At 67.7% G+C, this 21,200-nt stretch carries 17 protein-coding genes; 9 read left to right on the plus strand and 8 right to left on the minus strand.

The annotated features are described in order from the left end of the window. Positions 1 to 32: 32 nt before the first annotated feature. Positions 33 to 1,811: a monovalent cation:proton antiporter-2 (CPA2) family protein gene (locus ARC23_RS14470; RefSeq protein ID WP_057497840.1), complete on the minus strand. Its 1,779-nt coding sequence runs from the start codon at positions 1,809 to 1,811 to the stop codon at positions 33 to 35. A 334-nt stretch (positions 1,812 to 2,145) separates the two neighbouring features. Here ARC23_RS14470 and mgtE point away from each other — a divergent pair, with 334 nt between their 5' ends. Beyond that, a complete protein-coding gene (gene mgtE / locus ARC23_RS14475) occupies positions 2,146 to 3,516 on the plus strand; it encodes a magnesium transporter (protein WP_057497841.1) in 1,371 nt (456 codons plus the stop codon). Positions 3,517 to 3,659: 143 nt separating this feature from the next. Continuing rightward, the gene (locus ARC23_RS14480) at positions 3,660 to 6,380 is read left to right on the plus strand and encodes a bifunctional acetate--CoA ligase family protein/GNAT family N-acetyltransferase (protein WP_057497842.1); all 2,721 of its coding nucleotides are present in this window, start codon (positions 3,660 to 3,662) and stop codon (positions 6,378 to 6,380) included. A gap of 72 nt (positions 6,381 to 6,452) precedes the next feature. Here ARC23_RS14480 and ARC23_RS14485 read toward each other — a convergent pair whose 3' ends face one another. After that, positions 6,453 to 6,833 (minus strand): YbjQ family protein, encoded by a 381-nt coding sequence (locus ARC23_RS14485; RefSeq protein ID WP_057497843.1) that lies wholly within the window; start codon positions 6,831 to 6,833, stop codon positions 6,453 to 6,455. 139 nt (positions 6,834 to 6,972) lie between these two features. On the opposite strand from ARC23_RS14485, the gene ARC23_RS14490 reads away from it, so the two are divergent. Beyond that, complete coding sequence (locus tag ARC23_RS14490) at positions 6,973 to 7,686, plus strand: alpha/beta fold hydrolase (protein WP_057497844.1); 714 nt, start codon at positions 6,973 to 6,975, stop codon at positions 7,684 to 7,686. A gap of 109 nt (positions 7,687 to 7,795) precedes the next feature. On the opposite strand, the gene dkgB is transcribed toward ARC23_RS14490, so the two are convergent. Then, on the minus strand, positions 7,796 to 8,605 hold the full coding sequence (gene dkgB, locus ARC23_RS14495; RefSeq protein WP_057497845.1) for a 2,5-didehydrogluconate reductase DkgB: 810 nt from the start codon (positions 8,603 to 8,605) through the stop codon (positions 7,796 to 7,798). Between the two features lie 103 nt (positions 8,606 to 8,708). Beyond that, positions 8,709 to 9,923 carry an MFS transporter gene (locus tag ARC23_RS14500; protein ID WP_057497846.1) on the minus strand — a complete coding sequence of 405 codons (1,215 nt, stop codon included), beginning with the start codon at positions 9,921 to 9,923 and terminating at the stop codon, positions 8,709 to 8,711. Positions 9,924 to 10,028: 105 nt separating this feature from the next. Between ARC23_RS14500 and ARC23_RS14505 the strand changes: the two genes are divergently transcribed. Beyond that, positions 10,029 to 10,931, plus strand: a complete 903-nt coding sequence (locus ARC23_RS14505) for a LysR family transcriptional regulator (RefSeq protein ID WP_057497847.1) — start codon at positions 10,029 to 10,031, stop codon at positions 10,929 to 10,931. Positions 10,932 to 11,016: 85 nt separating this feature from the next. Here ARC23_RS14505 and ARC23_RS14510 read toward each other — a convergent pair whose 3' ends face one another. After that, a complete protein-coding gene (locus tag ARC23_RS14510; RefSeq protein ID WP_057497848.1) occupies positions 11,017 to 13,137 on the minus strand; it encodes a methyl-accepting chemotaxis protein in 2,121 nt (706 codons plus the stop codon). A gap of 182 nt (positions 13,138 to 13,319) precedes the next feature. Between ARC23_RS14510 and ARC23_RS14515 the strand changes: the two genes are divergently transcribed. Together ARC23_RS14515 and ARC23_RS14520 are read left to right on the plus strand one after the other, a co-directional pair. Continuing rightward, the gene (locus ARC23_RS14515) at positions 13,320 to 13,775 is read left to right on the plus strand and encodes an Rrf2 family transcriptional regulator (RefSeq protein ID WP_057497849.1); all 456 of its coding nucleotides are present in this window, start codon (positions 13,320 to 13,322) and stop codon (positions 13,773 to 13,775) included. Further along, positions 13,765 to 14,670, plus strand: a complete 906-nt coding sequence (locus tag ARC23_RS14520; RefSeq protein ID WP_057497850.1) for an NAD(P)/FAD-dependent oxidoreductase — start codon at positions 13,765 to 13,767, stop codon at positions 14,668 to 14,670. The genes ARC23_RS14515 and ARC23_RS14520 overlap by 11 nt, the downstream gene beginning before the upstream one ends. Before the next feature lie 95 nt (positions 14,671 to 14,765). On the opposite strand, the gene ARC23_RS14525 is transcribed toward ARC23_RS14520, so the two are convergent. The 3 genes from ARC23_RS14525 to ARC23_RS14540 all read right to left on the minus strand — a co-directional run bounded on the left by ARC23_RS14525 (position 14,766) and on the right by ARC23_RS14540 (position 19,204). After that, positions 14,766 to 15,986 (minus strand): RtcB family protein, encoded by a 1,221-nt coding sequence (locus ARC23_RS14525; protein ID WP_057497851.1) that lies wholly within the window; start codon positions 15,984 to 15,986, stop codon positions 14,766 to 14,768. Positions 15,987 to 16,042: 56 nt separating this feature from the next. Further along, the gene (locus tag ARC23_RS14530; RefSeq protein ID WP_057497852.1) at positions 16,043 to 17,167 is read right to left on the minus strand and encodes a slipin family protein; all 1,125 of its coding nucleotides are present in this window, start codon (positions 17,165 to 17,167) and stop codon (positions 16,043 to 16,045) included. A gap of 1,080 nt (positions 17,168 to 18,247) precedes the next feature. Next, positions 18,248 to 19,204, minus strand: coding sequence for an aldo/keto reductase (locus ARC23_RS14540; protein WP_057497853.1), 957 nt, complete (start codon positions 19,202 to 19,204; stop codon positions 18,248 to 18,250). A 169-nt stretch (positions 19,205 to 19,373) separates the two neighbouring features. Between ARC23_RS14540 and ARC23_RS14545 the strand changes: the two genes are divergently transcribed. From ARC23_RS14545 to ARC23_RS14555, 3 genes are all read left to right on the plus strand, one after another. Then, positions 19,374 to 20,231 carry a class I SAM-dependent methyltransferase gene (locus tag ARC23_RS14545; protein ID WP_057497854.1) on the plus strand — a complete coding sequence of 286 codons (858 nt, stop codon included), beginning with the start codon at positions 19,374 to 19,376 and terminating at the stop codon, positions 20,229 to 20,231. A gap of 93 nt (positions 20,232 to 20,324) precedes the next feature. Continuing rightward, on the plus strand, positions 20,325 to 20,591 hold the full coding sequence (locus tag ARC23_RS14550) for a hypothetical protein (RefSeq protein ID WP_238985247.1): 267 nt from the start codon (positions 20,325 to 20,327) through the stop codon (positions 20,589 to 20,591). 64 nt (positions 20,592 to 20,655) lie between these two features. Continuing rightward, a complete protein-coding gene (locus ARC23_RS14555; RefSeq protein ID WP_057497975.1) occupies positions 20,656 to 21,195 on the plus strand; it encodes a pseudouridine synthase in 540 nt (179 codons plus the stop codon). Positions 21,196 to 21,200 lie beyond the last annotated feature (5 nt).

The following is a 21,200-nucleotide window of genomic DNA, read 5'->3' on the forward strand; positions in this document are numbered from 1 at the left end:
GCCGGCTCTACCGCAATCCGTGGTCGGCACGCCTACTCGCCGTCGCTTTCCGCGTCAGCTTCGAACAGGTGCATCAGATCGTTGCGTGCATCACGCGAGGTCTGGATCACGGCGGCCTCGTCGTCGTAGACCAGGTACTGGTCGCGCAGCAGCTGTTCGTCATGCTCGCGGAAGCGCTGCACGTGGCGTTCGGCCACGCTCGCCGCCACGCCCAGTGCGGTCAGCACGCGCCCGCTCATCTCCAGGCTGGTGCCGAATACTTCACGGAACGGTTCGGCCGACATGTCCATCAACCGCCACGCATGCTGGCGGTTGCGCGCACGCGCCAGTACCGTCGCGTCCGGGTACAGCCGGCGCACCATGCGTACCGCGCGCAGGTTGGTTTCCGGGTCATCGACGGTGATCACGAACACATCGATGTGCTCGCCGCCGGCCGCGCGCAGCATCTCCGGCCGGGTCGGGTCGCCGTAGTACAGCTGGTTGCCGAATCGGCGCAGGTCGGCCACGGTGTCCGGGTTCGCCTCCAACGCCACGAACGGCACCTTCTGCGCGGTCAGCAGGCGCGCGATCACCTGGCCGAAGCGGCCCATGCCGGCAATCAGCACCTTCGGCCGGTTGTCCGGTGCCACCTTGTCGGCGTCGGCGGCCTCGCGCGGCGCGGCCTTTTCCTGCCCGAGCAGCTTCAGCAGCGCGATCATCAGCAGGGGGGTGATCGCCATCGACAGGCCGACGATCGCCACCAGCCGGTCGTGGTTGGCGTTGCCCAGCAGGTGCGCGCGCTGCGCCTCGTTGAAGACCACGAAGGCGAACTCGCCGCCCAGCCACAGCACGCTGCCCAGCAGCAATGACTGCCGCGAACTGAGCCTGGCGATACGACCGACCGCGTACAGCAGGCTGAACTTGACCACCAGCAGGATGCCGACGCCGCCGGCGATCATCCACGGTTCGGCGGCGATGCGGTCCAGATCGATGCCCATCCCCACCGCAATGAAGAACAGGCCGAGCAGCAGGCCCTTGAACGGCTCGATCTGCGATTCCAGCTCGTGCCGGAACTCCGAATCGGACAGCAGCACGCCGGCCAGGAAGGCGCCCAGGCTGGGGCTGAGGCCGGCCTCCTGCATGAACCAGGCGGTGCCCAGCACCACCAGCAGCGCAGTGGCGGTGAACACTTCGGGGCTGCGGGTACGCGCGATGGTGCTGAACACCCGGCGCAGTACCGGCCGCCCGCACAGGATCACCACCGCCAGCGCGCCCAGCGCCACCGCCGCGTCCTCCCAGCGCAGGGTCTCGTTCTTCACCCCGCCCAGCAGGGGGATGGCGGCCAGCAGCGGAATCGCGATCAGGTCCTGGAACAGCAGGATGGCAAAGCCCAGCCGGCCATGGTCGCTGTTGATCGCCTTGTGCTCGGACAGCAGCTGCAGGCCGACGGCCGTGGATGACAGCGCCAGCGCCACGCCCACCACCAGCGCGCTTTTCCACTGGAAATGGTCGAGCAGCAGCAGGCCGCCCAGCACCAGCCCGGACAGCGCTACCTGCGCCGCGCCGGCACCGAACACCGAGCGCCGCATCACCTTCAGGCGTGCCGGCGACAGTTCCAGGCCGATCACGAACAGCAGCATCACCACGCCGATCTCGGCGGCGCCGAGGATGCGGTCGGCGTCCTGCACGAAGCCCAGCCCGTCCGGCCCGAGCACCACGCCGGCGGCCAGGTAGCCCAGCACCGCGCCGAAGCCGAACTTCTTGAACACCGGCACGGCGATGACCGCCGCCAGCAGCAGCACCAGCGCCAGTTCCAGACCACCGCTATGCATGGGAATACCTGGTCATGGCTGAAGCCCGTCGTGTGTCGATCCGGAGGGGAAGGCGTGGCGGACGCCACCGCGCCATTATGCGCGCCGCCCCGTGTACGGACGAGAACAACCCGCCGGGCACCAGGCTCCCCCGGGTTGACCTGCATGGCGCGCAGGTCCAGACTGCCCGCCGCTGGCGGCGCGTCCGCCAGTACACGCATCCCGGAGTCCCCAACCCATGTCCAGCGACAGTAGAAGTCGACCTCGTTCGACGCCAGCGATGGCCACCGCCTGACATCGGGATGGTTCGCCTGCGTTGGCGTTGCGCGAGGTCGCACCCCACAAGGCAGAACCGATGAACCAGAAGCAATTGCTGCGCCCGGTGGCAGATGCCGCCGCACTGGCCGCGCCACTGGCGAACTACAACACGGCCGATGCGGTTGAGTTCCTCAACACGCTGGAACTGACCCGCGCCGCGGAAACGCTGGCGGCGCTGCCGTTGCCGCGCGCGGTGAAGATGCTCGAAGCGCCCGAACTGCAGCGCAGCGGCGAGCTGGTGGCGGCGCTGCCGCCGGCCCGCGCCGCTGCCCTGCTCGGGCTGATGGCCGACGACCGCGCCACCGATATCGTCCACGAACTGGACGAGGAAGAGCGCGCGCGGCTGATTCCGCTGCTGGGCACCGATGCCCGCCAGGCCATCCAGAAGCTGCTCAGCTACCCGCCCAACACCGCCGGCGCGCTGATGACCACCGAATACGTGGCGGTGCCCGCCAGCTGGACGGTGGCGCAGACCCTGCAGCACATCCGCCAGGTCGAGCGCACGCGCGAAACGGTGTACGCGATCTACGTGCTGGAGCCGGCCAGCCAGCAGCTGCAGCAGGTGGTGACCATGCGCCGGCTGATCACCGGCCTGCCGGAGGAATCGATCCTGGACGTGGCCCAGGTCAACCCACCGGTGACGGTGGATGCGCTGATGGACCAGGAAGAAGTGGCGCGGCTGATCCGCCGCCACGACCTGCTGGCGATTCCGGTGGTCGATGCGCAGCAGCAGATGCTCGGCATCGTCACCGTCGACGACGTGCTCGATGCACTGATCGAGGAATCCACCGAAGACGCGCACAAGTTCGGCGGCATGGAAGCGCTGGACAAGCCGTACATGCAGATCGGCTTCTTCGAGATGCTGCGCAAGCGTGCCGGCTGGCTGAGCGTGCTGTTCGTGGGCGAGATGCTGACCGCCAGCGCGATGCAGCACTACGAGGATGAGCTGGCACGCGCGGTGGTGCTGACCCTGTTCATCCCGTTGATCATGAGTTCGGGCGGCAACTCCGGCTCGCAGGCCACCTCGCTGCTGATCCGCAGCCTGGCGCTGCGCGAACTGCGCCTGCGCGACTGGTGGAAGGTGGCCATCCGCGAGATCCCCACCGGCATGGTGCTGGGCGCCATCCTCGGCTGCCTGGCGATCGTGCGCATCGTGATCTGGCAGCTGGGCGGCCTGCATGACTACGGTGAGCACTGGATCCTGCTGGCGCTCACCATCGGCGCCGCCCTGGTGGGCATCGTCACCTTCGGTTCGCTGTCCGGCTCGATGCTGCCGTTCATACTCAAGCGCCTCGGCTTCGATCCGGCCAGCGCCTCCGCCCCGTTCGTGGCTACCCTGGTGGACGTGACCGGACTGGTGATCTATTTCAGCATCGCCGCGCTGATCCTGCACGGCACCTTGCTGTAAGCCGGAACCATCGTGCTCCGGTAGGTGCCGACCTTGGTCGGCACGCAGAACAAAAAGGGGACGGAGGGGATTAAGCCGTTTAAGGCACATGAGGTGGAAACGACTTGATCCCCTCCGTCCCCTTTTTTGGGTACCGTAGGCGCATGAGTACCTACCACCTGCAGTCCGTGTTCCGTCCGCAGTCGGTCGCGGTGATCGGCGGCAGCCCGCGTGAGCGATCGGCCGGCCGTGCGGTGATGCGCAACCTGCGCGGCACCGGCTTCCCCGGCAAGGTGGCGTGGATCAATCCGCGGCACGCCGAGATCGACGGCATCCGCACGGTCAAGCGGCTGAAGGACCTGGACTGGGTGCCTGACCTGGTGGTGGTCACGGCACCAGCGGCAATCGTGCCGCAGGTGGTGCGCACCGCCGCCGAGCGTGGTGTGCAGGCCGCGATCATCCTCACCGCGCACCTGGGCGAAGGCCCGGGCTCGCTGTCGGCGCAGGTGGAAGCGGTGGCACGCAAGCATGGCCTGCGCATCCTCGGCCCGCACTGCCTGGGCGTGATCGCGCCGCATGCGCGGCTCAACGCCAGCATCGCCGCGCATTTCCCGCAGGCCGGCGACCTCGCGCTGATCTCCGAATCCTCGGCCATTGCCGCTGCGCTGGTGGAGTGGGGCGTGGCCCGTTCGGTGGGCTTCTCGGCAGTGGTCTCGCTGGGCGACACGATGGATGTCGACTTCGGTGACCTGCTCGATTACTTCGCCACCGACTACCGCACCCGCGCCATCCTGCTCTATGTCGAGCAGATCAAGGACGCGCGCAAGTTCATGTCGGCCGCGCGTGCCGCCGCGCGCGCCAAGCCGGTGGTAGTGGTGAAATCCGGCCGCGCCGAGCGGGTGCAGCCGGGCAGCCGTGATACCCATGTGCAGGCGTTGGCGCGCGCCGACGACGTGTATGGCGCCGCGTTCAACCGTGCCGGCCTGCTGCGCGTGGGCGCGCTGGACGAGCTGTTCACTGCTGCCGAATCGCTGGGCCGGTTGGGGACGTTCCCTGGCCGCCGCCTGGCCATTCTCAGCAATGGTGGTGGTGTCGGCCGGCTGGCCGTCGACCAGCTGGTGGCGTTGCGCGGCACCCTGGCACAGCTCTCCGACAGCACCGTGGAAACCCTGGACAAGGTGCTGCCGCAGGGCTGGTCGCGCAGCAATCCGGTCGACATCGTGGTCGATGCCGATGGCGAGCGTTACGCCGCGGCCATCGAGGCGCTGCTGGCCGACAACGAGAACGACGCGGTGATGGTGGTCAATGTGCCCACCGCATTCACCTCGTCTGCAGACGCTGCGCAGGCGCTGACCCGTACGCTCGGCCTGCGTCCGCGTCACCACCGCGACAAGCCGGTGTTCGCGGTGTGGCTGGGCAACGATGACCGGGCCACCGCCACGCTGAACGCGGCACGCGTGCCGACCTACCCGACCGAGGCCGAAGCGGTACGTGGCTTCCAGCATATGGTGCGTTACCGCGAAGCGCAGAACGCGCTGATGGAAACGCCACCGAGCCTGCCGCAGGACTTCAATGTCGACGCGGCGGCCGCACGCGCGCTGGTCGATGCCGCGCTGGCCAACGGCCAGCAGTGGCTGGACCCGCTGGCCACGCATGAACTGCTCAAGGCCTATGGCATTCCGTCCGCGCCGGTGATGCATGCGCGCGATGCGCACGAGGCGATGGACCTGGCGCAGCCACTGCTGGAGCGTGGCGCCAGCGTGGCGCTGAAGATCCTGTCGCCGGACATCCCGCACAAGTCCGAAGTGGACGGCGTGCGCCTGAACCTGTCCACGCTGCCGGCGGTGCAGAGTGCGGCCAACGCGATCCTGTCGCGCGCGCGCCAACTGCGTCCAGACGCGCGCATCGATGGCCTGCTGGTGCAGCCGACCATCGTCCGCCCGAAAGCGCGCGAACTGATCGTCGGCATCGCTGACGACGCAACGTTCGGCCCGGTGATCGTGGTCGGTCGCGGTGGTACTGCGGTCGAAGTGATCAACGACAAGGCGCTGGCGCTGCCACCGCTGGATCTGCGCCTGGCCCATGAGCTGATCGGCCAGACCCGTGCCTCGCGCATCCTCAAGGCCTACGGGGATGTGCCTGCCGCCGACGAGCGCGCACTGGCATTGGCGCTGGTCAAGCTGGCACAGCTGGCCGCCGACATCCCCGAAGTGCGTACGCTGGACATCAATCCGTTGCTGGTCGACGGCAAGGGCATCCTCGCCCTCGACGCACGCGTGGCGGTGGCGCCGTCGCGCATCCTGCACAAGGGCCGTGGCCATCCGCGCTTCTCGGTGTTCCCGTACCCGAAGGAGTGGGAGCGCACGATCGAACTGTCCGATGGCGGCCGCGCCTTTGTTCGCCCGGTGCGGCCGGAAGACGATGCGCTGTTCCGTGCGTTCTTCGCCCGCGTCAGCGACGAGGATCTGCGCCTGCGCTTTTTCCAGTCAGTGAAGCACTTCAGCCATGAGTTCATCGCGCGCCTGACCCAGCTCGACTACGCGCGCTCCATCGCACTGGTGGCGATCGAACCACGCAGCGGCGAAATGCTCGGCGCGGTGCGCCTGCACGCCGATGCCGATTACCACCGCGGCGAGTACGGCATCCTGATCCGCTCGGACCTGAAGGGCCACGGCATCGGCTGGCGGCTGATGGCGATCATGATCGAGTACGCCAAGTGGCTGGGCCTGGACGTGGTCGAAGGCCAGGTGCTGCGCGAGAACAGCACCATGCTGGCGATGTGCCAGAGCCTGGGCTTCAAGACCCGGCTCGACCCGGACGATCCGACGGTAATGGTGGTGACCCTGCCGGTGCAGCAGGTCGAGGTGCCCGAAACCCCTCTGTAGAGCCGAGCCCACGCTCGGTTGCCCTGCATCACACGGGCACGCCTGAGCCGAGCATGGGCTCGGCTCTACAGCTCACCGCAACGGTTCCACCACCACCGCCGTGCCATAGCACAGCACCTCGGTCAGCCCGGTCATCACATCGGTGGCGTCGTAGCGCATGCCGATGATCGCGTTGGCGCCCAGCTGCCGCGCGTGCTTGACCATGTCGCGGGAGGTTTCCTCACGGGCCTGTTCGCACAGCTCGGTGTAGATGGTGATGTTGCCGCCGAAGAGGGTCTGGATGCCGCCGAGGAAGTTGCCGACGATCGAGCGCGAGCGCACGGTGATGCCGCGCACCACGCCCAGGTTGCGCACGACGCGGTGCCCGGGCAGCTCGAAGGCCGTGGTAACCAGCGCGTCGTCGAAGCGCAGTGTGGGCGGGGAAGGTGAGCCGCTGTTGTAGGGGTCTGCCATGGTCGCGTCCGTATCGCTGCCTTCTGTAGAGTCGAGCCATGCTCGACGGGCTGTGCAGCCGTCGAGCATGGCTGGACTCTACAATGCAACCACCCGTTGCGGCATGGCTCCGTCACCGTGATGGCGCGACAATACCCCCATGACCGATCGCATCCCCCTGTTGCTGCTGCCCGGCCTGCTCAACGATGCCGAGCTCTGGCGCGCGCAGCTGGCTGACCTGGCCGACATCGCCGATTGCACGGTGGGCGACCAGACCCGTGGCGAGACCCTGCAGGCGGTGGCCGAGGACGTGCTGGCGCAGGCGCCGGAGCGCTTCGCCCTGGCCGGTTTCTCGCTGGGCGGTTTCGTCGCGCAGCAGATCCTGCGCATCGCACCGGAACGCGTGCTGCAGCTGGCGCTGATCGACACCTCGATCCATGCCGATTCGCCGGAACGTGCCGAGCAGCGCCGCAGCCAACGTGCCAGCGTGCGCCTGCCAGGAAAATTCCACGGCTTCGGCGATGTGCTGATGCGCAGCTACATCGATGCCTCGCGGCTGGACGACTACGTGCTGGTGCAGCGCGTGCGCGACATGACCGCTCGCCTGGGCGCAGACGTGTTCCTGCGCCAGAGTGCGCTGGAGCGCCGCGACGGCCATGACGTGCTGGCCGGTTACCGCGATCCGCTGCTGATCGTGTGCGGTGCCAACGATCGCATCACGCCGCTGGCGGTGAGCGAGGAGATGCACGCGATGGTGCCGCACTCGCAGCTGGTGGTAGTGCCCGACTGCGGGCACCTGGCACCGATGGAGAAACCGGACGAAGTGAGTGCGGCGATGCGTGGGTGGTTGCTGCAGGGCGGGAGGTCGCGCTGACCGTCCGGTAGGTGCCGACCTTGGTCGGCACGGTGTTCCATCGATCTATCCGACGTCTGCGCCGACCAAGGTCGGCGTCTACCAGAGCAGTTGCGCGCCGTCGTTGGAATCAATCCCAGGCCGGCGCGATGCCTTCCGGGTTGGCCAGGCGGTGCCCACGATCCAGCTTGGCGATCTGCGCCATGTCTTCGTCAGTCAGGCGGATGGCCGCCGCTTCCAGGTTGCTGGCCAGGTTCTCGCGCCGGGTCGAAGACGGAATGACCGAGAAGCCCTGCTGCAGCGCCCAGGCCAGCGCGATCTGCGCCGGCGTGGCCTGATGGCGGCCGGCGATGGCCTGGATCACCGGGTCCTTGATCACCTCACCATAGGCCAGGCTCATGTAGGCGGTGATGTGGATGCCGTTGTCCTGCAGGAACTTCACCAGCAGGCGGTTCTGCAGGTAGGGGTGGATCTCGATCTGGTTGGTGGCGATGGCCTCGGCACCGAGGATCTCGATCACCTTGCGGGTCTGCGCGATGGTGAAGTTGGAGATGCCGATCTCGCGGGCCAAGCCCTGCGCCTTGGCCTCGGCCAGCGCCGGCAGGTACTCCTCCATCGGCACGTCGACCTTGTCGTTCGGCGAGGGCCAGTGGATCAGTGCCAGGTCGACCCGGTCGGTGCGCAGCTTTTCCAGGCTGGTACGCAGGCTGGCCAGCAGCGCATCGCGCTTGAACTCGGTGATCCACACCTTGGTGGTCAGGTAAAGATCATCACGCGCTACGCCGGACTCGGCGATGGCCTGGCCGACTTCGGCTTCGTTGCCATAGATCTGCGCGGTATCGATGGCGCGGTAGCCGACGTCCAGCGCGTCGCGCACCGAGTCGATCACGGTCTGGCCCTTCAGGCGGAAGGTGCCGAGGCCAAAAGCGGGGACAGTCATGGGGGACTCCACTGGGGAAGGAAAAGGCGATGAAGGGAAAGGGTAGGGCAGGCGATGTCGGCATGCCGGCAACGGTGCATTGCGCGACCGGCACGACCGCCGCTCAATGCCCCGCCGCGGCGATGCCCTCGGCTCGGTCGTCGATGCCATCGCGGCGGTCCAGGCGGCCGCTGAGCACGGTCAGCGCGTAGGCGCCCACCACCACCAGCGCGCCCAGCCAGGGCGTATGCATCAGGCCGATGTGCTCCACTACCAGGCCACCCAGCGAAGCGCCCAGCGCGATGCCGATGTTGAACGCGGCGATGTTCAGGCCCGAGGCCACGTCGGTGGCCTGCGGCGCATAGCGCTGGGCCTGCTTGACCACGTAGACCTGCAGGCCGGGCACGTTGCCGAACGCCACCGCACCCAGTGCCAGCACCGTCAGCAGCATCAGCCAGGTGTTGTAGGCGGTGAAGGTGAGCACGAACAGCACGACGGCCAACAGGGCGAAGATGCGCTTCAGTGCCGGCACCGGACCCATCCGGTCGGCCAGGCGGCCGCCCCACAGGTTGCCGATCGCCACCGACACGCCGTACACCAGCAGCACCAGGCTGACCGCATTGGCGGAGAAGCCGGTGACGTCCTGCAGGATCGGCGCCAGGTAGGTGAAGGCCAGGAACGTGCCGCCGTAGCCCAGCGCGGTCATCGCATAGACCAGCAACAGGCGCGGCTGCGCCAGCACGGCCAGCTGCTGGCGGAAACTGGCCGGCACGCTCTGCGGCAGGTGGCGCGGCACGAACAGCAGTGCTCCCAGCAGTGCGACCAGGCCCAGCGCGGCCACGGCCAGGAAGGTGGCGCGCCAGCCCAGGTGCTGGCCGATGAAGGTGCCCAGCGGCACACCGGTCACCAGCGCCACGGTCAGGCCGGTGAACATGATGGCGATCGCGCTGGCCGCCTTCTCCTTCGGCACCACCGCGGTGGCGATGATCGAGCCGATCGAGAAGAACACGCCGTGGGCGAGGCCGGTGAGGATGCGCGCGGCGATCAGCGAGGTGTAACCCGGCGCCATGAATGCGATGACGTTGCCGACGGTGAACAGCACCATCAGCGCCACCAGCAGCTGCTTGCGCGGCACGCGGCCGGTCAGCGCGGTCAGTACCGGCGCGCCGATAGCCACGCCCAGCGCGTACAGCGAGACCAGCAGGCCGGCCGAAGGCAGGCTGACGTGCAGGTCGGCGGCAATGGTCGGGATCAGGCCGACGATGACGAACTCGGTGGTGCCGATGGCGAAAGCACCCAGGGTCAAGGCCAGCAGTGCAAGGGGAATGCCACGGATCATGGCAGGCTCCGAAGGGAAGGAAGGCGCGCAGTGTGCGCGGCGCACCTTTGCCGAAAAACCGGCCTTCACGCCAATCACTCTTGCCTGGTGGTCAATAATGGCGGCATGAAGACCACCCTCGACGAAATGCAGGCCTTCCTGGCCGTCATCGACAGCGGCTCGATCAGCGCCGCCGCCGAACAGCTGGGGCAGACCCCCTCCGGCGTCAGCCGCGCACTGGGCCGGCTGGAGGAAAAGCTGGGCACCACCCTGCTGACCCGCACCACGCGCCGCCTGCACCTGACCGCCGAGGGTGAGGCCTACCTGCGCCATGCGCGGGCGATCATCGACGCGGTGGAATCGGCCGAGGAACAGATGGCGGCGCGTCGCGAGCGCCCGGCCGGGCGCCTGCGCGTGGACGCGGCGATGCCCTTCGTGCTGCACGTGATCGCACCGCTGGTGGCCGGCTACCGCGCGCGCTACCCGGAGGTGCAGCTGGAGTTGAACAGCTCCGAACGCTATATCGACCTGCTGGAACGGCGCACGGACCTGGCCATCCGCATCGGTCCGCTGGCCGACTCGACGCTGCATGCGCGCTCGCTGGGACGCTGCCGGCTGCAGCTGGTCGCCAGCCCGGCCTATCTGGCCACGCACGGTGAGCCAGCCAGCGTGGCGGCGCTGGGTCAGCACACCCTGCTGGGCTTCAATGAGCCGGAGTCGCTGAACCGCTGGCCGTTGCCGGGCGATGCCGAGGGTCAGTTGCTGGTACGCCCGGATATCGCCGTATCCAGCGGCGAAACCCTGCGCCGGCTGGCGGTGGAAGGCGTGGGCATCAGCTGCCTGTCCGATTTCGTCACCGATCGCGACCGTGCCGCGGGCACCCTGGTACCGGTGCTGGCGGCGCAGACGCTGGATGTGTACCAGCCGATCCATGCGGTGTATTACCGCAACACCGCGGTATCGGCGCGGATCAGCTCGTTCCTGGATTACCTGGGTGATGCGATGGCGAAGAGCGATTACCTGCGCTGAGGGTTGCAGCCGGGTTGCCGGCCAGCGGCCGGCACTACCGTTCATCACGAGGGTAGTGCCGGCCGCTCGCCGGCAACCGGATCAATCAGGCCGCGCGCGCCAACGCATCCCTCGCTGCCGCCGTGGTCGACAGGTCGAACACATCCACCGCATCGATCAGCCGGTTCGCCTGCTGTTCCAGACTGCGCGCGGCGGCGCTGGCTTCCTCCACCAACGCGGCATTCTGCTGGGTGGTGCCGTCCATCTGGATCACGGTCTGGCTGACCTGTTCGATGCCCGCGCTCTGCTCCTGCGAGGCGGCGGAGATCTCGGCCATGATGTCGGTCACGCGCTGCACCGACGCCACGATCTCGGCCATGGTGTCACCGGCCTCGCGCACGCGCTGTGCACCGTGCCCCACCTGTTCCACCGAGGCTTCGATCAGCGCCTTGATCTCCTTGGCGGCTGCGGCCGAGCGCTGCGCCAGCGTGCGCACTTCACTGGCGACCACCGCGAAGCCACGGCCCTGTTCGCCGGCGCGTGCCGCTTCCACCGCCGCGTTCAATGCCAGGATGTTGGTCTGGAAGGCGATGCCATCGATCACGCTGATGATCTCGGCGATCTGCCGCGACGAGGTCTCGATGGCGCCCATTGTCGCCACCACCTGGCCGACCACGCTGCCGCCCTGCGAGGCGACCGCATGCGCGCCGATCGCCAGCTGGTTGGCCTGGCGCGCATGTTCGGCGTTCTGGCGCACGGTGGAGGTCAGTTCCTCCATCGACGCGGCGGTCTCTTCCAGGTTGGCCGCCTGCTGCTCGGTACGGCGCGACAGGTCGTTGTTGCCTGCGGCAATCTCTGCCGCCGCGCTGTGGATGCTGCCGGAGGCGTGCTTGATGTCAGTGACGATGGTCGCCAGTTGCGCGGCGGTGGTGTTGGCGTCGCCGGCAATACGTGCGAACACGCCCTGGAAATCGCCGTGCATGCGCGCGCCGAGGCGGCCATCGGCAATTGCGCGCAACATGCTGGAGACCTCGCCAAGGTTCAGTTCGGTGGTCTGCATCAGACGGTTCAGACCGTCGACCATCGCGCGGAAATCATGCTCGAAGCGCGCGCTGTCGCCGCGCTGGCTGAAGTCACCGGCGGCGGCCGCTTCGGCCAGGCGGCGGATCTCACCATTGATCATGCCGAGGTTGCGCTTGGCCATGTCCAGCGCCTCGGTGATCACTGCCTTCTCGCCGGGCAGGCGTTCCATGTCCTGGCTGAGGTCGCCGATCGCATAGCGGCCCATGATCGCGATCGCGCGCATCTTGACCTGGATATGCGCATCGACCAGAGCATTGCTGTCGGCCACCATCGCGCCGAACGCACCGGGGAAGGCGCTGGCATCCATGCGGTGGCTGATGCTGCCGGCTTCATGCGCCTGTGCCATCGCGGCCTGGGCATCCAGCACACCGCGCAGTGTCGATTGCACTGCCTGCATGGCCTGCGCGAGGCGGCCGATCTCGTCGCGGCTGCGCACCTGCACCACGTGCTGCAGGTCGCCGACAGCCACGGCGCGCGCAGCGGCTTCCACCGCCAGCACCGGCTGCACCACCGCACGCCGCAGCCACCAGGCCAGGCCCATCAGCAGCAGCACCGCAGCCAGTACGGTCAGTGCCGCGCACAGCAGCAGGGTCTGCCGCGCCTGTTGCGAACGCGCGGCCACGGCTGCTTCGGCCACCTGCGCGGCGTGCGTGCTCAGCGCATCCAGTGCCGACGCCGCCGGGCGATCCTTGCCGCGCACCAGGGTGTCGCCCGCGGCAGGCGCGTAGCCGGCCTCGGCGAAGGCCTGCAGCGCGCCGTGGTAGTCCTGCTGCAGCTGCGCATGCAGGCCGACGAACGTCTGCGCCTGCTCTCGCGTGCGTGCATCGGGGCTGCTGGCCAGGCCCTTGGCCAACTGCTGGACCAGGCGGCCTTCGCTGTCGAAGGCGTCCAGGTGCCGCTTGCGCAGCGCGTCATCGTGGCCGCGCAGCAGCACATTCTTCCATTCCTGCACCTGGCCGCGGAACTCGCGCTGCAGGCGTTCGGCGTCGCGGCTGTGCGCGACTTCGGGCGGAACCTCGGTGGACAGTTTCAACCAGGCAGACGCCAGGCCGGCCAGGGCGCACAGCAGAACCACAGCCAAGCCAATGGAAACCGCGCCGAGCAGCTTGGACTGCAGCCGCGGCGCACGGGTGGACGCATTCATGGGGGCACTCTCGGGAAGGGGCGATGCGGTATCGACCGGAGTCGACCGCCTCTGAAGTGCGATAGACATCACATTAGCGTTTCGTTTAGTGATGTGAAGGAGATGTTTCATAGGACAGATGTGTCCATATGGAACGAAAGCAGACTCTCGACAGGGGATTTAAATGTAACTATTGTTGTTACATGAAATCAGCCAACCCGCTCTCCGACGCGCTGCACGTGATGGCCCATCTGGTTGGCCAGCCCGGGCCGCGCACCTCCGAACAGCTGGCCGCGTGCCTGCCAACCCACCCGGTGGTGATCCGCCGCCTGCTGGCCCAGATGCACAGGGCCGGGCTGGTGCACAGCACGCGCGGCCATGGTGGCGGCAGCCAGCTGGCACGCGATGCCGCGGCGATCACCCTGCACGACATCTACCTCGCGGTGGGGGCGCCTGCGCTGGTCCAGGCCGGCACGCGCGATGCCGGCCGTGGTTGCCCGATCCAGCAACTGGTCAACAACGCCCTGCTGGAGGGCGCGCGCGAGGCGCAGCGGCTGCTGGAAGCGCGCCTGCAGGCGACCACGCTGGACCAGCTCGGCGCCGACTTCGCACGCCACCTTGCCCATCACCGCTCCCTGGAAGGTCATCATGAATCCTGATGTGCTCATCGTCGGCGGCAGCTACGCCGGCATTGCCGCCGGCCTGATCCTGGCCCGTGCCCGCCGCCCGGTCACCGTCATCGACGCCGGTTCCCCGCGCAATCGCTTCGCCAGCCACTCGCACGGTGTGCTCGGGCTCGACGGCATCAGTGGTGCCGAGCTGCTGAAGACGGCGCGCCAGCAACTGCTGGAGTACCCCAGCGTGCGCTGGGTCAATGCGCAGGCGGTGCAGGCCAGCGCCAGCGCCGACGGGGTGCAGGTGCACACCGCCGATGGCCAGGTGCTGGCCGCGCGCAAGCTGCTGCTGGCCAGCGGCATTGCCGACCAGCTGCCGGAACTGCCGGGGCTGGCCGAGCGTTGGGGCAGCAGCGTGCTGCACTGCCCGTACTGCCACGGCTATGAAGTCGGTGGCGGCGCCATCGGCCTGCTCGGTGGGCACCCGATGTCGGCCGCCAAGGCGCCGTTGTTCGCCGACTGGGGCAATGTCACTTTCTTCAGCCAGGACCTGCCGATCTCGGGGGAGGAACGGGCCGCGATGCAGCAGCGTGGGGTGCAGATCGAAACCACGCCGGTGGTGGGCGTGCAGGGCGACCAGCCGACCTGGCTGGAGGTGGAGCTGGCCGATGGCCGCCGCATCGCCCAGCGCGCACTGTTCGTACCGGCCACCCAGGCGATGGCCACGCCGCTGGTACAGCAGCTCGGCTGCGCATTGGCCGAAAGCCCGCTGGGCGTGCTGATCGAAGTGGACATGATGAAGCAGACCTCGGTGCCGAACGTGTATGCCGCAGGCGATGCCACGACGGTCGGCAACATCACCCTGGCCATGGCCGAAGGCGTGCGTGCGGGCATTGGCGTGCACCACGCGCTGGTGGCCGAAGACAGCGTGGCGCGCTGAATGTGCCTGGGTCAGATCCCTTTCGCAGAAAGGGATCTGACCCCCGACGCGACGTGCTGCTCTGGTAGAGGCCGGCCTTGGCCGGCACCACCCCATTACCCCTTCACGCACAGCACCTGCCGCAGCGTGTGCACCACCTCGACCAGGTCGAGCTGCGCAGCCATCACATCGTCGATCGACTTGTAGGCCGCCGGTGACTCGTCCAGCACGCCGCTGTCCTTGCGGCATTCCACGTGCGCGGTGGCTTCACGGTGCTGGGCCAGCGTGATCTGCTGGCGTGCGGCACCGCGGCTCATCACACGTCCGGCGCCGTGGCTGCAGCTGTGGAAGCTGTCCGCGTTGCCTTTGCCGCGCACGATGTAGCTGCGCGTACCCATGCTGCCGGGAATGATGCCCAGCTCGCCCTCGCGCGCGCTCACCGCTCCCTTGCGCGTCACCAGCAGCTCCTGGCCGTGGTGCGTCTCCTTCTGCACGTAGTTGTGGTGGCAGTTCACTGCCATCGCCGCCAGCTGGAACTTCGGCAGGCGGTGGCGCATCTCGGCCAGCACGCGCGACATCATCGCCTCGCGGTTCTGCCGGGCATAATCCTGCGCCCACGACACCGCCTCAACGTAGTCGTCGAACAGCGGCTCGCCTTCCATGAAGAACGCCAGGTCCTTGTCCGGCAGGTGGAAGCCCAGCACGCGCCGGGCCAGTTCCTCGCGCGCCCTTTCGATGAAGTAGGTGCCGATCAGGTTGCCGGTGCCGCGCGAGCCGCTGTGCAGCATCACCCACACCGTATCCGTCTCGTCCAGGCACAGTTCGATGAAGTGGTTGCCGCCGCCCAGCGTACCCAGCTGGCGGTCGAGCTTGTCGGTGCGGATCCTGCGGTGCCTGTCCTTGATCTTCTCCAGGCCGGCGGCCAGCCCGGACTGCACCAGCCGGGTGTGGATGCTGTCGGGCATGCGGTGATGTTCGCCACCGCGCCCATTGCCGACCGGGATGCTGCGCTCGATGCTGTTGCGCAGCTGCCGCAGGTCGTCGGGCAGGTCATTGGCGCGCAGCGTAGTGCGCACCGCCGCCATGCCGCAGCCGATGTCGACGCCGACCGCGGCCGGGATGATCGCACCGCGGGTCGGGATCACCGAGCCCACGGTCGCGCCCTTGCCCAGGTGCACGTCCGGCATCACGGCCACCCACGGCCCGACGAACGGGATCGCGGCGATGTTGCGCAGCTGCTCGTGTGCCTGCGCTTCCAGCGGCACACCGTTGACCCAGCCCTTGATCGGCGTGGTGCCCTCGGCGTGCAGCCATTGATAGTTCTGTTGAGTGTCCATGTCTTCGTGTGTGTCCTTGATGGGCCGGCGGCGCGTCCCTGCGCCGCCGCGACCCCCTACCTGATCGTCACCAGTTGCTTCAGCACGCCATCCAGGCCGCCGAACACGGTGAGCGTGTCGATCTTCTCGGTGACCTTCTCCAGTGCCTCCAGCTCCTTCAAGCGCATCAGCACCGGGTTGTCCTCGATCAGCTTTGCGGTGTTGAGCTGCGAACGGGTGGCGTTGGCCTCCTCGCGGCGACGGATCACGCTGGCCTGGGCCTGCTTCTCGGCCAGCACCACGCCGTTGAGGATCTCCTTCATCTCGCCCGGCAGGATCACGTCCTTGATGCCGACGCCGAGCAAGTGCACGCCGTGGCCCTCGATTGCCGCCTGCACATGTGAGGCGATCTCGCCGTCCAGCGCCGCCTTGTCGCCCAGCAGCTCGTCCAGGCTGCGCGCGGCAATCGCCTGGCGCAGGCCGAACTGCAGCTGCCGGTAGACGAACTCATCGGCGTTGCTGAGCGTGCGGTGTGCACGCACCGGGTCGATCACCTGCACGGTCGCGGCCAGGTTCACCCGCAGGGTCACCTTGTCGCGGCTGAGCAGCTCCTGGCCGGCCACGTCCAGTGACCGTGCGCGCAGTTCCACGCGCTCCACCGACACGTTGCCGTTGAAGTTCCAGAACGCATGCAGGCCGGCGTCCAGCGTCTGCCGCAGCGTGCCATCGATGAACAGCAGGCCCACCGACTCGCTCGGCACGGTGCTGATCACCGCCACACGCGGCAGCACGCCCAACTGGCCCAGGCGCTGCTGCACGTCCGCCGGAATGCGCGGCTCGTCACCCAACGCCATCACCTGCACCTGGGTATCGACCGAACCGCGCCAGTACAGACGGCGGCTGCCCGGCGGCAGCACTTCATCGATGCGGCCGTTGCGCAGCACCAGGCCGACCTCGCTGGCGCCGACGTTGGCCAGCACGAAGTGCGTGTCCAGCTGTGCGCCCAGCGCTTCGATCAGGCTGTCCTGGTCGCTGCCGGTGTAGGCCGCGCCCTTCGATGCAGTGTGGATGTCCACGTGCGGCCGGCCGCCGAACGGCGACAGGCGGTGCACGCCCGGCAGCAGGATCTGCTGGAAACGACGGTTGCGATACACCAGGCCGCGCTCGCCGTCGCCGATCACGACCTTGATGGTCCAGAACATGGGAGTCTCTCCTTGTATGGCTCTGGTGGTTCGACCCGTTGCGGATGCATCGCCCTGACCCGGGTCGAACAGGTCGTGGCACAACCGCCTGCACACCATGTGCAGCCAGCGGAAGAGGGCGGCCATCGGTGGACGGTCCGCGCGCGGAGCCTTCGGTGCGCCGGCACTGCTGCCATCGTCGTTGCCGGCAGGTAGCACCGGTGCGGAACGTCGCTGGCAGTGGCGGCGGACCGGGGCCCGGCGTGCGGTCCGTTGCCTTCCACGCCCCGCCCGAAGGCGATGACGGTGGACGGCGACGATGGCCGCTGGGGCTTGCGCCCCGGGTGTTGCTTCAAGTCATGACGTGACAGGTCATGGGGTTTGGAGTGGGAATCGAACCCACGACAGACGGATTACGGATCCGTTGCTCTGACCAAGCTGAGCTATCCAGTTGGGGACCGCGCGGAATCGAACCGCGTACCGGCGAACCGGCGCCTGCCTGCAGCAGGCGATCCAGGCGATGGCATGTCCGCGACCTCCGGCATACGCCACGGCAACGCCGCGCGCACCAGCCCGTGGTTGAAACGGGACCGTTGGAAAATCGAGGGTACAGGCCACCGACATTATCGGTGAGCGATAATGTTTGGGTGCGATGCAGATAATGTCCAGGCGCCGCCACCAGCGCGAAGTAAATCCTCCGTCGCGGCGGGAAAAGCCTGGGTCAGTGAGCGGCGGGCTGCCGCGCGGGGTGTAGTTCTGGCATCGCGGGTCCTTGTGCCGACGCAAACGAAAACGCCCCCGGGGACTTGCGTTCCGAGGGCGTCGTCAGGCCTCGGAGATCGGGGTGGCCGATCTCCGCAGGGCGGGCATCAGGCCGTTGTCAGCTGGTCTTCCTTGCCGAACGCGCGCGCCAGCACGTCCATGCGCAGGCATGGCAGCAGTTTGGCGATGGCGACGGAATGCGCGTTCAAGGGAAGTTTCCAGTGGTTGTTGAAACGAGGTGCGCACGATAAACCACGATTTAGTCGCGTGCAACCATTTTGTTCAATTATTTTCTTCGGCATGCGTGCAATGCCGGCCAGCGGCCGGCACCACCGGGCCTCAGCCTTCCGCGCTGGCAGCGTCGAGCTGCGCGACATCCTGCACGCTCAACGACAGGTTCGCCGCCGCCAGCAGCTCGTGCAGCTGCTCGACGCGGGTGGCGCTGACGATCGGCGCGGTGATCGACGGGCGGGCGATCTGCCACGCCAGCGCGATCTGCGCGGCGGTCGCGCTGTGCTTGCTGGCCACGTCATCCAGCGCCTGCAGGATGCGCAGGCCGCGCGGGTTCAGATAGCGTTTCACCACCGTTTCGCCACGTGCCGGGCTCTTGGCCGCATCGGCCGGTGTGCGGTACTTGCCGCTGAGGAAGCCACTGGCCAGCGCGTAGTAGCCGATCACACCGATCTGTTCGCGCTGCACCAGCGGTTCCAGTTCCTTTTCGTAGCCGGCACGGTCGTACAGGTTGTACTCCGGCTGCAGCGTTTCGTAACGCGGCAGTTTGTAGTCAGTGGACACCTTCAGCGCATCGGCCAGGCGCGCGGCGCTGTAGTTGGAGGCACCGATGGCGCGTACCTTGCCGGCCTCGATCAGCCGGCCGAATGCGGCAAGCGTGGCTTCCAGCGGCGTCGACTCGTCGTCCTCGTGGGCCTGGTACAGATCGATCACGTCGGTCTGCAGCCGGCGCAGCGAATCCTCGACCGCCGCATTGATGTTGTCCGGGGTCAGCCCGGGGCGCTCGGCCCACTTGGCCACCTTGGTCGCCAGCACCACCCTGTCGCGCTTGCCGCTGCGCGCGAACCACTTGCCGATCAGCGTTTCCGATTCGCCGCCGGCATTGCCGGGCACCCACGCCGAATACACATCGGCGGTATCGACCAGGTTGAAGCCGGCATCGACGAAGGCATCGAGCAGTGCGAAGCTCGCCTTTTCATCGGCGCTCCAGCCGAACACGTTGCCGCCGAAGGCGAGCGGACGCACATGCAGGCCGGAACGGCCCAGTTCGCGGGTTGCCGTCATGGGCACGGACTCCTTGGGGGAAGTGTTCCAGAATAGAACGCGTTGTGTGACCGTGCTGCGGCGATGGCCACAAAACTGTGTTCCGCAACGCGCACGCCGCTAACGTTTTGTGAACACCTGGGGCGCTGCGGCTGCTAGTCTCGCCGCATCTTCCGCTGGAGTCGCTCCGATGATGCCTGCTTCGTCCCTGCGTGGTTGCCGCCTGCTGCTTGCTTCGGCCCTGCTAGCCGCCGTTCCCGCATTCGCCGCGCCGGCCACGGTGGCGCCGGCGACGATCCAGGTCTCACCGGCCATCGATGCGGCAGTGAAGGCGCCGACCCGCGACGCCAACAATGCCAAGCGCGACACCTATCGCCACCCCGCGCAAACGCTGTCGTTCTTCAAGATCACGCCTGAAAAGACCGTCATCGAGATCACCCCCGGCAACGGCTGGTACTCGGAAATCCTGGCGCCGCTGCTGCATGACAAGGGCCGCTATGTTGCCGCTGTGGTCGACCCGATGGCGGTGCCCGAGGGTCGCGGCCGTGACTATCAGCAGCGCAGCCGCGACAGCCTGGAAAAGAAGTACGCCGCTGCACCGGCGCAGTTCGGCAAGACCGCCGTGGTGGCCTACGATCCGGCCAAGCCGGTGTTCGGCCCCGCCAGTTCCGCCGATGTGGTGCTGACGTTCCGCAACGTGCACAACTGGCGCAAGGCCGGCCAGGCGCAGGGCATGTTCCAGGGCTTCTTCAACGTGCTCAAGCCGGGCGGTGTGCTGGGCGTGGTCGAGCATCGCGCCAAGGCCGACGTGGCCGACGACGATGACACCGGCTATGTCGGCCAGCAGCAGGTGATCGCGATGGCCGAGGCCGCCGGCTTCAGGCTGGATGCGCGCAGCGAGGTCAACGCCAATCCGCGTGACACCAAGGACCACCCGAACGGCGTGTGGACGCTGCCGCCGACCAACCAGCACGACAAGGCCGATGATGCGAAGTACCAGGCGATCGGCGAAAGCGACCGCATGACCCTGCGCTTCATCAAGCCGTAAGGGGGGGGCGGGCTGCGCCTGGTGAGCACGCAGCGCGGTGGTGGACGGAATGGGTAGCGGCCGGGCAATGCCCGACGCTGCCTTCAATGGAGTGTGCTGTTGAAGAAAGTGCTGTACTTCGCCTTCGCATTGATGGCGCTGCCGCGGTTGTACGACTTCGTGTTTCATGCGGGTCACGTGCATGACCTCGTGGCGGCGGCAGGTTTTGCGGTGCTGCTCGTGGGTTGCCTGTGGGACGAACGTGCGCGCAGGGCCTACCCACCGGTAGCGCGGCTGCGGTACCGCGCCAACGCTGCCGCTACGTGCGGCGTCGTGGTGGTGCTCGTTGCGCTGTTGATGGAAAGGAGGGTCTTCGGCTGAGTGGTGATCGCGGCGGCGATGCGGGAATGGGACAATGCTCAACCCGCCGACTGCCGTGCCCGCAATGCTGATCGCCTTCAACAAGCCCTTCAACGTGCTCTGCCAGTTCACCGACCGCAGCGTGCCGCCGCGGCCGACCCTGGCCGGTTTCGACCTGCCGCCGCGCGTGTACGCCGCCGGCCGCCTGGACCATGACAGCGAGGGCCTGCTGCTGCTGACCGACAACGGCACGCTGGCGCACAAGCTGACCGACCCCCGGCACAAGGCCGACAAGACCTACTGGGTGCAGGTGGAAGGCACGCCCGGTGAGGAGCAGTTGCAGCGGCTGCGCGACGGGGTGGAGCTGAATGACGGGCCGACCCTGCCAGCGAAGATCGAGCGCCTCGATCCGGCCCCCTCGTTGTGGTTGCGCGATCCGCCGGTACGTTTCCGCAAGACCGTGCCCGACAGTTGGCTGGCGATCACGATCCGCGAGGGCCGCAACCGGCAGGTGCGGCGGATGACCGCGGCGGTGAACCTGCCGACGCTGCGCCTGGTGCGCGTATCGATGGGCCCCTACCGGCTGGACGACCTGCAGCCGGGGCAGTGGCGGCAGATCGGTTGAAACAG

It is taken from the genome of Stenotrophomonas beteli (genome assembly GCF_001431665.1).
Lineage (GTDB): Bacteria > Pseudomonadota > Gammaproteobacteria > Xanthomonadales > Xanthomonadaceae > Stenotrophomonas > Stenotrophomonas beteli.

Coding starts and splice junctions, on each gene's coding strand:
- ARC23_RS14545 (WP_057497854.1), top strand. CDS start 19,374: ATGATGCCTGCTTCGTCCCTGCGTGGTTGCCGCCTGCTGCTTGCTTCG.
- ARC23_RS14520 (WP_057497850.1), top strand. CDS start 13,765: ATGAATCCTGATGTGCTCATCGTCGGCGGCAGCTACGCCGGCATTGCC.
- ARC23_RS14480 (WP_057497842.1), top strand. CDS start 3,660: ATGAGTACCTACCACCTGCAGTCCGTGTTCCGTCCGCAGTCGGTCGCG.
- ARC23_RS14540 (WP_057497853.1), bottom strand. CDS start 19,204: ATGACGGCAACCCGCGAACTGGGCCGTTCCGGCCTGCATGTGCGTCCG.
- ARC23_RS14510 (WP_057497848.1), bottom strand. CDS start 13,137: ATGAATGCGTCCACCCGTGCGCCGCGGCTGCAGTCCAAGCTGCTCGGC.
- ARC23_RS14525 (WP_057497851.1), bottom strand. CDS start 15,986: ATGGACACTCAACAGAACTATCAATGGCTGCACGCCGAGGGCACCACG.
- ARC23_RS14485 (WP_057497843.1), bottom strand. CDS start 6,833: ATGGCAGACCCCTACAACAGCGGCTCACCTTCCCCGCCCACACTGCGC.
- dkgB (WP_057497845.1), bottom strand. CDS start 8,605: ATGACTGTCCCCGCTTTTGGCCTCGGCACCTTCCGCCTGAAGGGCCAG.
- ARC23_RS14500 (WP_057497846.1), bottom strand. CDS start 9,923: ATGATCCGTGGCATTCCCCTTGCACTGCTGGCCTTGACCCTGGGTGCT.
- ARC23_RS14555 (WP_057497975.1), top strand. CDS start 20,656: ATGCTGATCGCCTTCAACAAGCCCTTCAACGTGCTCTGCCAGTTCACC.
- ARC23_RS14515 (WP_057497849.1), top strand. CDS start 13,320: ATGAAATCAGCCAACCCGCTCTCCGACGCGCTGCACGTGATGGCCCAT.
- ARC23_RS14505 (WP_057497847.1), top strand. CDS start 10,029: ATGAAGACCACCCTCGACGAAATGCAGGCCTTCCTGGCCGTCATCGAC.
- ARC23_RS14490 (WP_057497844.1), top strand. CDS start 6,973: ATGACCGATCGCATCCCCCTGTTGCTGCTGCCCGGCCTGCTCAACGAT.
- ARC23_RS14530 (WP_057497852.1), bottom strand. CDS start 17,167: ATGTTCTGGACCATCAAGGTCGTGATCGGCGACGGCGAGCGCGGCCTG.
- ARC23_RS14470 (WP_057497840.1), bottom strand. CDS start 1,811: ATGCATAGCGGTGGTCTGGAACTGGCGCTGGTGCTGCTGCTGGCGGCG.
- mgtE (WP_057497841.1), top strand. CDS start 2,146: ATGAACCAGAAGCAATTGCTGCGCCCGGTGGCAGATGCCGCCGCACTG.